This window comes from Streptomyces sp. NPDC037271 (genome assembly GCF_055603605.1).
This window is the reverse complement of the sequence record NZ_JBVJVN010000008.1, coordinates 191,059-205,005: the sequence shown is the minus strand read 5'-3', so window position 1 is coordinate 205,005 and position 13,947 is coordinate 191,059. Positions and strand designations below refer to the sequence as shown.

General features: G+C 71.4%; 12 protein-coding genes and 1 tRNA gene. 9 read left to right on the top strand and 4 right to left on the bottom strand.

Annotated elements, in window-relative coordinates; translation table 11 throughout:
• Window positions 1-227: 227 nt before the first annotated feature.
• Entirely contained in the window at window positions 228-1,811 is a 1,584-nt protein-coding gene (locus ACZ7G3_RS17070; RefSeq protein WP_470926463.1) for a potassium/proton antiporter, read from the bottom strand.
• 264 nt (window positions 1,812-2,075) lie between these two features.
• On the opposite strand from ACZ7G3_RS17070, the gene ACZ7G3_RS17065 reads away from it, so the two are divergent.
• Window positions 2,076-4,868 carry a penicillin acylase family protein gene (locus ACZ7G3_RS17065; RefSeq protein ID WP_470926355.1) on the top strand — a complete coding sequence of 931 codons (2,793 nt, stop codon included), beginning with the start codon at window positions 2,076-2,078 and terminating at the stop codon, window positions 4,866-4,868.
• 117 nt (window positions 4,869-4,985) lie between these two features.
• Here the strand turns inward: ACZ7G3_RS17065 and ACZ7G3_RS17060 are convergent, their stop codons facing one another.
• A complete protein-coding gene (locus ACZ7G3_RS17060; protein WP_470926353.1) occupies window positions 4,986-5,600 on the bottom strand; it encodes a 5-formyltetrahydrofolate cyclo-ligase in 615 nt (204 codons plus the stop codon).
• 93 nt (window positions 5,601-5,693) lie between these two features.
• On the opposite strand from ACZ7G3_RS17060, the gene galU reads away from it, so the two are divergent.
• The 7 genes from galU to ACZ7G3_RS17025 all read left to right on the top strand — a co-directional run bounded on the left by galU (window position 5,694) and on the right by ACZ7G3_RS17025 (window position 11,520).
• On the top strand, window positions 5,694-6,596 hold the full coding sequence (gene galU, locus ACZ7G3_RS17055; protein ID WP_398133575.1) for a UTP--glucose-1-phosphate uridylyltransferase GalU: 903 nt from the start codon (window positions 5,694-5,696) through the stop codon (window positions 6,594-6,596).
• Between the two features lie 5 nt (window positions 6,597-6,601).
• Window positions 6,602-7,951 (top strand): molybdotransferase-like divisome protein Glp, encoded by a 1,350-nt coding sequence (glp, locus tag ACZ7G3_RS17050; RefSeq protein WP_426596645.1) that lies wholly within the window; start codon window positions 6,602-6,604, stop codon window positions 7,949-7,951.
• An 85-nt stretch (window positions 7,952-8,036) separates the two neighbouring features.
• Window positions 8,037-8,558, top strand: coding sequence for a cyclic pyranopterin monophosphate synthase MoaC (gene moaC / locus ACZ7G3_RS17045; protein ID WP_426596644.1), 522 nt, complete (start codon window positions 8,037-8,039; stop codon window positions 8,556-8,558).
• A 218-nt stretch (window positions 8,559-8,776) separates the two neighbouring features.
• Entirely contained in the window at window positions 8,777-9,265 is a 489-nt protein-coding gene (locus ACZ7G3_RS17040; protein WP_426596904.1) for a MogA/MoaB family molybdenum cofactor biosynthesis protein, read from the top strand.
• Window positions 9,266-9,291: 26 nt separating this feature from the next.
• Window positions 9,292-9,897: a GNAT family N-acetyltransferase gene (locus tag ACZ7G3_RS17035; protein WP_426521144.1), complete on the top strand. Its 606-nt coding sequence runs from the start codon at window positions 9,292-9,294 to the stop codon at window positions 9,895-9,897.
• Between the two features lie 170 nt (window positions 9,898-10,067).
• On the top strand, window positions 10,068-11,351 hold the full coding sequence (sepX, locus tag ACZ7G3_RS17030; RefSeq protein WP_470926350.1) for a divisome protein SepX/GlpR: 1,284 nt from the start codon (window positions 10,068-10,070) through the stop codon (window positions 11,349-11,351).
• A gap of 95 nt (window positions 11,352-11,446) precedes the next feature.
• Window positions 11,447-11,520: transfer RNA gene (locus ACZ7G3_RS17025), tRNA-Ala, on the top strand.
• Between the two features lie 184 nt (window positions 11,521-11,704).
• Here the strand turns inward: ACZ7G3_RS17025 and ACZ7G3_RS17020 are convergent.
• On the bottom strand, window positions 11,705-11,902 hold the full coding sequence (locus ACZ7G3_RS17020) for a hypothetical protein (RefSeq protein ID WP_470926348.1): 198 nt from the start codon (window positions 11,900-11,902) through the stop codon (window positions 11,705-11,707).
• A gap of 119 nt (window positions 11,903-12,021) precedes the next feature.
• Entirely contained in the window at window positions 12,022-12,660 is a 639-nt protein-coding gene (locus ACZ7G3_RS17015; protein WP_470926346.1) for a TetR/AcrR family transcriptional regulator, read from the bottom strand.
• 92 nt (window positions 12,661-12,752) lie between these two features.
• Between ACZ7G3_RS17015 and ACZ7G3_RS17010 the strand changes: the two genes are divergently transcribed.
• Window positions 12,753-13,928: an FAD-dependent oxidoreductase gene (locus tag ACZ7G3_RS17010; protein ID WP_470926344.1), complete on the top strand. Its 1,176-nt coding sequence runs from the start codon at window positions 12,753-12,755 to the stop codon at window positions 13,926-13,928.
• The last annotated feature ends 19 nt before the right edge of the window (window positions 13,929-13,947 follow it).

Sequence of the window (13,947 nt, the reverse complement as noted above, 5' to 3'; positions counted from 1 at the left end):
TACGGTCGCGCCAGCTCTGCGTCAGGCAGAGTTGGTTCGATCAGGTGCCGCGTTCATCGTACAGGGATCAAGACGGGCGCAACCTGTGAAAGCGCGCACCCCACGCGCACTCCACGTGCTCCCTACGCGTGATCACGCGATCACGCGATCACGCGATCACGCGATCACCGCGATCACCGCGATCACCGCGATCACCGCGATCACCGCGATCACCGCGGTGATCACGGTCACCCGCGATGCCCGCCCGTGTTGCCCGTGTTGCCCGTGTGGCCCGTATCGCCCGTGCCCAGCCAGCCGGCCAGCTTGCCGCCGTGGCCGACCGCGCGCAGCCGCGCCTCGGCGGCGTCCCGGACGGGGTCGGTGGCGACCACGAGGAGTTCGTCCCCGCGCCGCAGCCCCGTCGTCGGCAGCGGAACGAACGACGTCCCGTCGCGGACGATCAGCGTGACGGCGGCCCCGGTCGGCAGCCGCAGCTCGCTGACCTCGACGCCGTGCATCTTCGAGCCCTCGGGAACCGTCACGGACAGCAGGTGTCCGCGCAGTCGCTCCAGGGGCGCCGACTCGATGCCGAGGTCGGCGGCCTCGTCGCCCTTGCCCAAGCGCAGCTTGCGGGCCAGCCAGGGCAGTGTCGGGCCCTGGATCAGGGTGTAGACGACGACCAGGACGAAGACGATGTTGAAGATCCGGCGGCTGCCCGCGACGCCCTCCACCATGGGGATCGTCGCCAGGATGATGGGCACCGCGCCGCGCAGCCCGGCCCAGGACATGAGGGTCTGCTCCTGCCACGGCACCCGGAAGGGCACCAGGCACAGCACGACGCTCAGCGGACGCGCGACCATGGTGAGCACCAGGCCGATGACCAGGGCGGGCAGGATGTCGTCGCCCAGTTCGTGCGGGGTGACCAGCAGGCCGAGCAGGACGAACATGCCGATCTGGGCGAGCCAGCCGAGCCCGTCGGCGAACCCGCGGGTGGCGGGCCAGTGCGGCAGCCGGGCGTTGCCCATGACCATCGAGGCGAGGTAGACGGCGAGGAAGCCGCTGCCGTGGACCATGGCACCGGCCGCGTAGGCCGCGACGGCGATCGACATGACGGCGATGGGGTAGAGGCCGGAGGCGGGCAGCGCCACGTGCCGCAGTCCCCACGACCCCAGCCAGCCGACCGTGATTCCGATGGCCGCGCCGATGGCCAGTTCCAGGGCGATCTCGCCCAGCAGCACGTACCAGTGCTCGATCGGGCCGGCCGTGGAGAAGGCGACCACGAGGATGACCACCGGAGCGTCGTTGAAGCCCGACTCGGCCTCCAGGATGCCCGTTATGCGCGAGGGCAGCGGGATCCTGCGCAGCACCGAGAAGACGGCCGCCGCGTCCGTGGAGGAGACCACCGCTCCGACGATCAGTGCCTGCCGCCACTCCAGCCCGGTCAGGTAGTGCGCGCCCGCCGCGGTCACGCCGACGCTCACCGCGACTCCGGCCAGTGCCAGCGCGGAGGCGGCCGGCAGGGCCGGTTTCGCTTCCTTCCACTTCGTGCCGAGACCGCCTTCGGCCAGGATCACGACCAGGGCCGCGTACCCGATGACCTGGACCAGTTCGGCGTTGTCGAAGTGGATGTCGCCGATGCCGTCCTGGCCCATGGCGACGCCGATGGCCAGGTAGACGAGCAGGCTGGGGAGCCCGCTGCGCGAGGAGATCCGGACCGCCGCCACGGCGATGAGCAGGACGAGCGAGCAGACGAGCAGGAGCTGGTTGAGGTGGTGGACAGTCAGCGGCCGTTCCCTTCCCTGGCGCACAGCACGGATCACCGCACGGACCACGGTGCGGACGAACCCGTCCGCACGGCGCACGGGAGCGCACCCCCATGGCACACCGGACCGCAGTGCTCTGCGGACAACTACTTCGTTACCTTACCTAACTCTTGACGCTTTCTTGACGCTCTCCTTGGCAAGATCGAACGCTCGTGCGCGCCGCTACCCGACTCCGCGTCAAGGGGGAGTGGGCCCTGCGCCTACAGTTGCTCCAGCGTTCAGTACAAAGCACAGCCCGCCCCTGCCGCTCGTGTTAGGACAGCAAGGACAGCGATGCCCCCCACCAACACCGCCTCTACGGGTCAGCAGCCCGGCAAGTCCGGCAGGAAGAAGGGGCGCAAAGCGCGCCTGCTCGTCCTCGTGCTGGTCCTGGCCGTCATCGGCGGCCTCGTCTACGGGGCGTACTGGTCCATCAGCACCGTCCGGGCGTCCTTTCCGCAGACCAAGGGCTCCATCACGCTGGAGGGCCTGTCGGGGCCGGTCGACGTCAAGCGCGACGGCTACGGCATCCCGCAGATCTACGCCTCCACCGACGAGGACCTGTTCATGGCGCAGGGATTCGTCCAGGCGCAGGACCGGTTCTACGAGATGGACGTACGCCGGCACATGACCTCGGGCCGCCTGTCGGAGATGTTCGGCAAGGGCCAGGTCGACAACGACGAGTTCCTGCGCACCATGGGCTGGCACCGGGTTGCGCAGGAGGAGTACGACGAGAAGCTGTCGGACTCCACGAAGAAGTACCTCCAGGCCTACGCCAAGGGAGTCAACGCCTACCTCCAGGGCAAGGAGGGCAAGGACATCTCCCTGGAGTACGCCGCCCTCGGGTTCACCAACGACTACAAGCCGCAGGAGTGGACCCCGGTCGACTCGGTCGCCTGGCTGAAGGCGATGGCCTGGGACCTGCGCGGCAACATGCAGGACGAGGTCGACCGCGCCCTGATGACCAGCCGCCTCGGCCCCAAGCAGATCGCCGACCTGTACCCGGCGTACCCGTACGACCGGAACAAGGCGATCGTCCAGGAGGGCCAGTACGACGAGGTCACCGAGACGTTCGACGGCGGCGGCACGTCCGGCGACGACTCCTCGTCCGGATCCGGCACGGGCAGTGACACCGGCACGGGGACCGGCACCGGTTCCGGCACGGGGTCCGGTTCCGGTTCCGGCAACGCCCTGCAGAGCCAGATGGCGAGCCTCCAGGACGCCCTGGACGACCTGCCCACCGCCGTCGGCGTGAACGGCAACGGCATCGGCTCCAACTCCTGGGTCGTCTCCGGCGAGCACACCATCACCGGCAAGCCGCTGCTGGCCAACGACCCGCACCTGTCGCCGTCCCTGCCGTCCGTCTGGTACCAGATGGGCCTGCACTGCCGCACCGTCTCCGCGAAGTGCCAGTACGACGTCGCCGGTTACACCTTCGCGGGCATGCCCGGCGTGATAATCGGCCACAACCAGGAGATCGCCTGGGGCCTGACCAACTCCGGCGCCGACGTCACCGACCTCTACCTGGAGAAGATCACCGGCGCGGGCTACCAGTACGACGGCAAGGTGGTCCCCTTCAAGACGCGCGAGGAGACCATCAAGGTCGCCGGCGGCGACTCGAAGAAGATCGTCGTCCGGGAGACCAACAACGGCCCCCTGCTCTCCGACCGCGACGACGAGCTGGTGAAGACCGGCAAGAAGGCAACCGTCGACACCGCCGCCCCCGACCGCGGCGACGGCTACGGCGTCGCGCTGCGCTGGACCGCGCTGGAGGCGGGCACCACCATGGACGCCGTCTTCGCGATGGACCGGGCGAAGAACTGGGACGAGTTCCGCGAGGCCGCCGCCCTCTTCGACGTGCCCTCGCAGAACCTGGTCTACGCCGACAGCGAGCACATCGGCTACACGCTGCCCGGCAGGATCCCGGTACGCGCCGAGGGCCACGACGGCTCGGTGCCGGCGCCGGGCTGGGACTCCGACTACCGCTGGAGCGGCGAGTACATCGACCCGGACGAGCTGCCGTACGAGTACGACCCGGAGCGCGGGTACATCGTGACCGCCAACCAGGCCGTCGTCGACGAGGACGACTACCCGTACACGCTGACCACGGACTGGGGCTACGGCACCCGCAGCCAGCGGATCACCTCCCTGATCGAGCAGAAGATCAAGGACGGCGGCAAGATCTCCACGGACGACATGCGCCAGATGCAGCTGGACAACAGCAGCGAGATGGCCAAGCTGCTCGTGCCCCAGCTGCTGAAGATCGACGTCGAGGACAAGGACGTCCGCGAGGCGCAGAAGCTGCTGGAGGGCTGGGACTACACCCAGGACGCCGACTCGGCGGCCGCCGCCTACTTCAACGCCGTCTGGCGCAACGTCCTCAAGCTCGCCTTCGGCAACAAGCTGCCCAAGGAGCTGCGGGTCGAGGGACAGTGCCTGTGGGTCGACCCGGTCAACACCACCGGCCCCGCGGACGAGACGAACAAGGTCCGCGAGTGCGGCCAGCGCGACGCCGGCCAGGCGCAGCCGGACGGCGGCGACCGCTGGTTCGAGGTCGTCCGCACCCTGATGGACGACCCCAAGAGCGACTGGTGGAAGACGCCCGCCTCCGGCACCCGCAAGGCCGCCGACAACCGTGACGACCTGTTCAAGCGCGCCATGGTCGACGCCCGCTGGGAGCTGACCGCCAAGCTCGGCAAGGACATCGACACCTGGAACTGGGGCCGGCTGCACCGCCTGTTCCTGAAGAACCAGACCCTGGGCACCGAGGGCCCCGGCTTCCTGAAGTACGCCCTCAACCGCGGCCCGTGGAAGCTCAGCGGCGGCGAGGCGGCGGTCAACGCGGCCGGCTGGAACGCGGCCGGCGGCTACGGGGTGGTGTGGGTGCCGTCCATGCGGATGGTGGTCAACCTCGGCGACCTCGACAAGTCGCGGTGGATCAACCTCACCGGCGCCTCCGGACACGCCTACAGCGCCCACTACACCGACCAGACGGACAAGTGGGCCGACGGAGAGCTGCTGCCCTGGGCCTTCTCGAAGAAGGCGGTCGACGAGAGCACGAGCGACACGCTGGTGCTGAAGCCGTAGCCGCGGCTGATCCGAACTGAGAGCGGCCCTCCACGCGCGCGTAGCGCGTAGGGGGCCGCTCTCACTTCTTCACACGCGTGTGGAGGGCCGCTTCCCACGCGCGTGTGAAGAGCCGTTTCACGTGAACCTGCGCACTCCCGACGGCGTGACCACCGCGTCCACCGGCCGGTCGTGCGGCTCTTCGGGGACGTGCGCGACGACCTCGGAGCCGTACAGCAGCACCAGCAGCGCGGGACGCGCGCCCGCCCGCTCCAGACGGGCGAGCACCCGGTCGTACGATCCGCCGCCGCGCCCCAGCCGCATGCCGCGCCCGTCGACGGCCAGGCCCGGCAACAGCACCACGTCGGCGTCCGTCACCGCGTCCGGCCCCAGGCGCTCACCGGCGGGCTCGGACAGGGCCATCCGCCCGCCGTGCCGCACGCGCACCAGGGAGCCCTCTCCGGCGTACTCGCCCCAGTCCAGGTCGTTGTCCGGCAGCAGAGCCGGCAGCAGGACGCGCACGCCCCGCGCGCGCAGCGCGTCCAGCAGCGCGAGGGTGCCCGGCTCGGCGCCCACGGAGACGTATGCCGCCACGGCGTGCGCCCGCGCGACCTCCGGCATCGCGAGCGCCCGTCCGGCCAGCGCATCCGCCGCTTCCCGCACGTCGTCCGCCGTCAACTGCTTCCTCGCCGCGAGGACCTCCCGGCGCAACGTCCGCTTGTCAGGTCCGGCCGCAGGTCCGATGTGACTCAAGGGTCGCTCCCGTACCGCTCTAGTGTGCTCATATGAGCGCCGATGATCCGGGATCACAGATTCTCCCCATTGGCACCGGATATGGTGGCGCGCATGACTCAGTCCCACCCCAGGATCAGCAAGGCTGTCATCCCCGCGGCCGGGCTTGGTACCCGGTTCCTGCCGGCCACCAAAGCCACTCCCAAGGAGATGCTGCCGGTCGTCGACAAGCCGGCGATCCAGTACGTGGTCGAAGAGGCCGTGACCGCGGGCCTCGGCGACGTCCTCATGGTCACCGGGCGCAACAAGCGCCCCCTGGAGGACCACTTCGACCGCAACTACGAACTGGAGTCCGCCCTCCAGAAGAAGGGGGACGCGAGCCGGCTGGCCAAGGTCCAGGAGTCCAGCGACCTGGCCATGATCCACTACGTCCGCCAGGGCGACCCCAAGGGCCTCGGACACGCCGTGCTGTGCGCCGCGCCGCACGTCGGCGACGAGCCCTTCGCGGTCCTGCTCGGCGACGACCTGATCGACCCGCGCGACCCGCTGCTGCAGCGCATGGTCGAGGTCCAGGAGCAGTACGGCGGCAGCGTCATCGCCCTCATGGAGGTGGCGCCCGAGCAGATCCACCTCTACGGCTGCGCGGCCGTGGAGGCGACCGAGGACGGCGACGTCGTCAAGGTCGGCGGGCTCGTCGAGAAGCCCGACCCGGCCGACGCCCCCTCCAACTACGCCATCATCGGCCGCTATGTCCTCGACCCGCACATCTTCGACATACTCCGCAAGACCGAGCCGGGCCGCGGCGGCGAGATCCAGCTGACCGACGCCCTCCAGCAGCTCGCCGAGGACGAGACGGTCGGCGGTCCGGTGCACGGCGTCGTCTTCAAGGGCCGCCGCTATGACACCGGTGACCGCGGCGACTATTTGCGTGCCATCGTCCGGCTCGCGTGCGAACGTGAGGACCTGGGCCCGGACTTCCGGACCTGGCTTCGCAGTTACGTAGCCGAGGAGATGTAAGGACGTTGAGCAGCGCCGCGCACCGTGACACCGGCCACGACCACGCCGCCGCGGACCTCGGTCCCGACCGGCTGTGGTCGGTGCAGGACCACCTGGACGACATCCTCACCACCGTCCGGCCCCTGGAACCCATCGAGCTGAACCTGCTCGACGCCCAGGGCTGCGTCCTGGTCGACGACATCACGGTGCCGTTGTCCCTGCCGCCGTTCGACAACAGCTCCATGGACGGGTACGCGGTGCGGGTCGCCGATGTCGCGGGCGCGAGCGAGGAGTTCCCCGCCGTCCTCGAGGTCGTCGGAGACGTCGCCGCGGGCCGGGCCGACCCGCCGTCCGTCGGCCCGGGGCAGGCCGCCCGCATCATGACGGGCGCCCCGCTCCCGCCCGGCGCGGAGACCGTCGTCCCCGTCGAGTGGACCGACGGCGGGCTCGGCGAGGGCCCGGTGTCCGGAATGCGGGCCCGCAGCCTGGCGCCCGAGGGGGCGGAGGGCCAGGTGTACGTGTACCGCCCGGCCGGGGCACGCGCGCACGTCCGCGCGGAGGGCAGCGACGTCCGGTCGGGCGACCGCGCCCTGGCGGCCGGCACGGTCCTCGGCCCGCCGCAGATCGCCCTGCTCGCCGCGATCGGCCGGGGCAGGGTCCGCGTACGCCCGCGCCCGCGCGTGGTGGTGCTCTCCACCGGCAGCGAACTCGTCCAGCCCGACGAGGAACTGGCGCACGGTCAGATCTACGACTCCAACAGCTTCGCCCTCACCGCCGCCGCCCGCGACGCCGGCGCCATCGCCTACCGCGTGGGCGCCGTCGCCGACGACGCCGAGACCCTGCGGTCCACGATCGAGGACCAGCTGGTCCGCGCCGACCTGATGGTCACCACCGGCGGGGTGAGCGTCGGAGCGTACGACGTGGTCAAGGAGGCGCTGGCGCACGTGGCCGACGAGGACGAGCCCGGCGGCGGCGTGGACTTCCGCAAGCTCGCCATGCAGCCCGGCAAGCCCCAGGGCTTCGGCTCCATCGGCCCCGACCACACCCCGCTCCTCGCCCTGCCCGGCAACCCGGTGTCGTCGTACGTCTCCTTCGAGCTGTTCGTCCGCCCCGCGATCCGCACCCTCATGGGCCTCACCGACGTCCACCGCCCGACGACCACCGCGTCCCTGGCCGCGGACAAGGCGCTGACCTCGCCGAAGGGGCGCCGGCAGTTCCTGCGCGGTGCGTACTCCGACGGCACGGTCACCCCGGTCGGCGGCTCCGGCTCCCACCTCGTGGCCGCCCTCGCGCAGGCCGACGCGCTGATCGTCGTCCCCGAGGACACCGAGTCCGTCGAGCCCGGCGCCCAGGTCGAGGTGGTCCTGCTCGGCTGACCCCTCCTGGTTGGCGGTACCGTGTCGCGCACAGCAGGCCCACGCGCCGCACCGCGCCGGGCCCGGACCGGGAGCCCACACGAGCATGAGTACGCAGGAGACGTCCCCGCCCAGCGGCCGGGACAGGCACGACCCGCAGGACCGGCTGACGCACATCGACGAGGCGGGCGCCGCCCGCATGGTCGACGTGTCCGGCAAGGACGTGACCGCGCGTACCGCGCGCGCGAGCGGACGCGTCCTCGTCGCGCCCCGTGTGGTCGAGCTGCTGCGGGGCGAGGGAGTCCCCAAGGGCGACGCCCTCGCCACCGCGCGCATCGCGGGCATCATGGGCGCCAAACGCACCCCGGATCTGATTCCGTTGTGTCATCCGTTGTCGGTCTCCGGTGTGAAACTGGACCTGTCGGTCGCGGACGACGCCGTGGAGATCACCGCCACGGTGCGCACGACGGATCGCACGGGCGTCGAGATGGAGGCGCTCACCGCGGTCTCCGTCGCCGCGCTCACCGTGGTCGACATGGTCAAGGCGGTCGACAAGGGAGCGGTCATCACGGACGTGCGTGTGGAGGAGAAGACGGGCGGCAAGTCGGGCGACTGGAGCCGGTCGTGACACCGGACGCACCGGACGCACCGGGCGCACCGGGGGCACCGGGCGCACCGGGGGCACCGGGGGCACCGGGCGCACCGGGCGCACCGGGGGCACCGGGCGCGCCGGACGCACCGGGCGCGCCGGACGCACCGGGCGCGCCGGACGCACCGGGCGCGCCGGACGCACCGGGCGCGCCGGGCGCACAGGCCGGGGAGGCCCTTCGCGCGCCGTACGGCGCCCTGGTGGTCACCGCCTCCAACCGGGCCGCCGCCGGGGTCTACGAGGACAAGGGCGGCCCCCTGGTCGCCGAGGGCCTGCGCCGCTTCGGCTTCGCCGTCGACGGCCCCCTGGTCGTGCCCGACGGCGATCCCGTCGAGGCCGCCCTGCGGGCAGGCGCCGAAGCGGGCTACGACGTGATCGTCACCACCGGCGGCACCGGCGTCTCGCCCACCGACCGCACCCCCGAGGCGACACGGGCGGTGATCGACTACGAGGTCCCGGGCATCGCGGAGGCCGTCCGGGCCCACGGCCGGGACAAGGTGCCGACCGCGGTGCTCTCCCGGGGTCTGGCCGGCGTGGCGGGCGGCACGCTGATCGTCAACCTGCCGGGATCCTCCGGCGGCGTGAAGGACGGCCTCGCCGTGCTGGAGCCGCTGCTGACGCACGCCGTGGACCAGCTCCGCGGCGGTGACCATCCCCGACCCGCCAGTGGTGGGGGTGCGAGCTGAACAGCCCGGCCTGGCCCGTGGAGCTGGTGGACGGCGACATCGTCCTCAGGCCGATAAAGCTGCGCGACCAGCGAGCCTGGCGCGAGGTCAACCGGCGCAACCGCGACTGGCTGCGACCGTGGGAGGCGACCATCCCGCCGCCCGCGCCCGGCGGCCCGCTCGCGCACCGGCCGACCTACCGCCAGATGGTGCGGCACCTCAGGTCGGAGGCGAACGCGGGCCGGATGCTGCCGTTCGTCATCGAGCACCAGGGGCGGCTGGTCGGGCAGTTGACGGTGGCCGGCATCACCTGGGGCTCGATGTGCTCCGGGCACGTCGGCTACTGGGTGGACGAGGCGGTGGCGGGCCGCGGGGTGATGCCGACGGCCGTGGCGATGGTGGTGGACCACTGTTTCCGCACCGTCGGTCTGCATCGCGTCGAGGTCTGCATTCGCCCCGAGAACGCGCCCAGCCGCCGGGTCGTGGAAAAACTCGGATTCCGCGAGGAGGGGCTCCGGCCGCGTTATCTCCACATCGACGGAGCCTGGCGCGACCATCTCGTCTTCGCGCTCACCGCGGAAGAGGTCCCGGAGGGGCTGCTGCGGCGCTGGCGCCGGTCACGGGACCGGAGTACCCCCAACTCCGGGAATTGAATAAACGTTCGAAATGGTCGGGCCGTGACCATCCGGAACGGATAATTTCGCACCCTGACAGTCGGCTGATCGCATCGGTCGCAAAAAAAGTCAGAAATATCAGCCAGATCGTGCGACACACCGGCTCAATTGGCGGATGGCCCCACGCAAACCCCTCTACCGTGTGAGGCGTGAGCAGCAGCGGCCTCATCTACGCAGTCATCGTCGGGGCCTGGGCCGCCTACTTGGTGCCGATGTGGCTCCGTAGGCAGGACGAGCTGAACGAGGCCCGTCCGACGGAACGCTTCAGTACCGCCATCCGGCTGCTGTCCGGACGGGCGGGCATGGAGCGCCGGTACGCCAAGGACCTGCGGTCGCGCTCCGCCGAGGAGGCGGAGCCCGACGCCGACGCCCCGGACGCCGTCACCGACTCGGTGGACGTCCGGGCCTTCGCCGTGGCCAGAACCCGACGGCACACCCGGCCCGACGCGCCGCAGCAGCCCGCGGAGCGGCCCGAACCGGCACCCCAGGAGACGGGCGGACGCCCGAACGGCCCCAGACCCGGACAGCTTCCCGACTCCGGACAGGCCGCCGACTCCGGGCGGTCCCCCGACTCCGGACGGTCCCCCGACTCCGGTGCGGCGGCGCGCAACCGCGTGCCGCGGGCCCGGCGCGCACCCGTCTCACCGGCGGCGGCGGCCCGCGCCCGGCGGACCAAGGTGCTCGCGCGCCGCCGGCGCACGACCGTGGTGCTGTTCCTGGCCTTCACGCTCGGCTCGGTCGTCGCGGCGGTCGGAGGACTCGCCTTCCTGTGGGCGCCAGGAGTGCCCGCCGTGCTGCTCAGCGCCTACATCGCCTATCTGCGCTCGCAGGAACGCCACCGGTTCGCCTTCCAGATGGACCGCCGCCAGGCCGAGGCCGCCGCGCAGCGACTGCGCGACGGCGACCGCAGGCCGCGCCGGCGCACGCCCGCCGACCCCGCCGACACCGTGGGCGAGCCGGACGCCGAGGAGCCGGACGACGGACCCGAGGCGGAACCCGACGCCGGCCTGTCGGCGCTCGCCGCGGACCGGCGTGCGCTGGTGGAGCAGACCGACCACGCCGAGTGGGTCGACCAGCAGCGTGAACGGCAGCGGCGGCCGCAGGGCGACAGCTGGGACCCGGTGCCGGTGCCCCTGCCCACCTACGTGACCGCGCCGGTCGCCCCCCGCGCCACGTCCGACGTGGACCTCGCGGCACCGGACGCGTGGAGCTCGGCACGCTCCAGCGCCGTCGCCGACGAGGAGGAAGCGGAGGCCGGCCCCGGGACGCCGGGACCGGAACGCCCGGCCGCCCACGCCGAGGACCGGCCGGAGACGCCCGTCCGCAGCGACGCCCGCCGCGCCGCGTCCGCCCGCCGGGCCCGGGAACGGGGCCGGACACCGCTCTTCGACCAGTACGAGGACGGGGACCGCCCCCGCGCGGCCAACGAATAGCCCCCGGCGGCCCTCACCGGGGCCGCCTCCTCGCCGGTCCACGGAAGCGATTTTTGAGCAGGCCGGTCGGGGTGCTAAAGTTTCACTCGTTGCAAGGGCCTGTGGCGCAGTCTGGTAGCGCACCTCGTTCGCATCGAGGGGGTCTGGGGTTCAAATCCCCACAGGTCCACGCACAGAGTTGTTCGCGGGTCAGCCCGGGAGCAGTTCGCGAGATCCCGATCAGACGGTCACCGTCGGGTCGGGATCTCGCCGTTTCAGGCGTGGTTGGTACGCGAGTCCGCCCATCTGCCCGCCGGGGCGACACCTTTCGCGCGGCGGGTCGGCCCTCGGTCCGGGGCGGATGCCTGCGCCGCTCATGCGACCGGGTCGAGGATCCTCGCCGGGCGGCTCCACGCCCGGTGGAAGCGGTCGTACAGGGCGTTGACCGCGTCCTGGTCTTCGAAGTCACCAGTGGGTACGCCCAGTTCGGTGCGCGGGAGGGCTGCGAAGGGCTCCTCCACCTCCTGGGCCGGCGGTCGTCCCGCCGGGGCCTCACGGAAGAGTGACTTCACTCACCCACCGGCGAAGCACAACTACGCGACGCGGAACGCGCGAGGCCGCAGTGTCGAGCCTGACCGCGCCGGCGAAGCCTCGTCCTCGGCCGGCGCGGGATCGACGCGCACCTGGTCCTTCAGGGTTCGTCCGCTGATCGTGGCGCCGGTCCGGCCAGCCCGTGCAGCAGCAGGTCCGTGAGGGTGTCGACGACGCGCTGGTCGTCTCCGCCGCCGGGGGGCGTGAGCACGGCGTAGTTGAGGGTGACGAGCATCGCTCCCATCGCCACCGCGATGAACTCGGGGTCGCCGGGCAGCCGGTGTCCGCGCTCGACCAGGTAATCCAGATGCTCCCGAATGGTTTCCGTCTGCTCGCGCAGGTCGCGCCAGACCCGGCCCGTGCCGGGGTCGTCGGCCACCATCGCCTGGAACAGCGCGAGCGTGACCGGGCGGTTCTGCCGCATCACCGTCCACGCGACACCGATGTGGTCGCGCAGCTGGTCGCGGTCGGTCAGGTCGTGATCGCGGGGGTGCTCCAGGCCGACCATGCGCTCGTCGATCGCACCCTCCATCTCGGCGAGGAGCGCCTGGAGCAGCTCGTCCTTGCCGGCGAAGTGCTCGTAGAACGAGCCGGTCGAGCGTCCGGCCGCGGCGGTGATGTCGGTGATCTTCGTATTGAGGTAGCCGCGATCGCTGAACAGCCTCCGCGCCGCGTCCAGCAGCGCGGCGCGGGTCTGAGCCGCCCGGACTTTTCGACTGGCGGTACTCGCCTGAGGCATGTCGTCCTCCATCGACTGTTGACAGACGCCAGCGTATCGGAACACACTTTCACCGAATCACTATTCAGTGAAACTCGATTCAGGGAGGCATCGTGCGGACGATCGTCATCGGTGGCGGCATAGCCGGACCCGCCATCGCCCTCGCACTGCGGCAGATCGGTCACGACGTGACCGTCTACGAGGCGTACGACGTTCCGGTCGAGGACGTCGGCGCCCACTTCAGCCTGGCGGTCAACGGCCTGCGCGCACTGGAGAAGCTGGGCTGCCTGCGCGACGTACAGGAGGTCGGATTCCCCATCGACCGGATGCGGTTCTACACGGGGGGCGGCCACCTCTTGGGCGACGTGCCGCGCCTTCGGCGCGATGCCGACCCGATGCGCAGCATCTCGCTCCAGCGCGGGCGGCTCGTGGCAGTCCTGCGGCGCGCGGCGCTCGACGCGGGCGCGCAGATCGTCACCGGCGAACGCATGGTGGGTGCGACGGAGTCGGCGGACAGCGTGGTGGCCGAATTCGCCTCCGGCCGGCGCGAGACCGCGGAGCTGCTCGTGGGGGCCGACGGCATCTGGTCGACCGTGCGCGGGCTGATCGACTCGTCCGCGCCGCGCGCGGAGTACGCGGGGCTCTACGGGGTCGCCGGAATCTCCGCCATGACGGGTGTCGAGCCCGGCGTCTGGAGCCTCACCTACACGCGCAACGGTGCGTTCGTGTACACCAGCATCGACGAACAAACCCAGTGGTGGACGGCGCAGATCGGGGATCCGGTCAAGCCCGACCTGCGAGGCGTCGACGACGCGCAATGGCTCCGGCGCGTCACCGAGCTGTTTCCGGAGGCGACGCCGAGGGCCCTCCTCGCGGCCACGACATCGGTAGCCGCCTCCGGCTGCCTGAACGTCTGCGACCCGGTCCAGAAGTGGCACAGCGGGCGCATGGTCCTGGTCGGCGACGCCGCCCACCCTGTCGGCGTCGGGCACGGCGCCTCGATGTGCATCGAGGACGCACTGGAGCTCGCGGTGGCGCTGAGCGGCGCCCCGACCGTCCCAGCGGCACTCAAGGCCTACGACGAGGTGCGCCGCCCGCGCATTGACAGGCTGCTCAAGCACGGGCACAACGCCCGTGAGAGCAAGCGGCCCGGAGCCGTGAAGCGACAGGTCAACGCGGCGAAGATGCGCGTACTCCTCCCGTTCTTCGAACGGGCGCAGGGATACCTGTACGACTACGAGCCGCCTTCCCTGGCCGCCGTAGGCGGAGCACGGACCACCACGCGCTAGACGGTCCGCGGGCCCGACG

What these genes read in the sequence shown, in the direction of transcription:
- ACZ7G3_RS17065 (WP_470926355.1), top strand. Translation starts at nt 2,076, where the DNA reads ATGCCCCCCACCAACACCGCCTCTACGGGTCAGCAGCCCGGCAAGTCC.
- ACZ7G3_RS17015 (WP_470926346.1), bottom strand. Translation starts at nt 12,660, where the DNA reads ATGCCTCAGGCGAGTACCGCCAGTCGAAAAGTCCGGGCGGCTCAGACC.
- galU (WP_398133575.1), top strand. Translation starts at nt 5,694, where the DNA reads ATGACTCAGTCCCACCCCAGGATCAGCAAGGCTGTCATCCCCGCGGCC.
- moaC (WP_426596644.1), top strand. Translation starts at nt 8,037, where the DNA reads ATGAGTACGCAGGAGACGTCCCCGCCCAGCGGCCGGGACAGGCACGAC.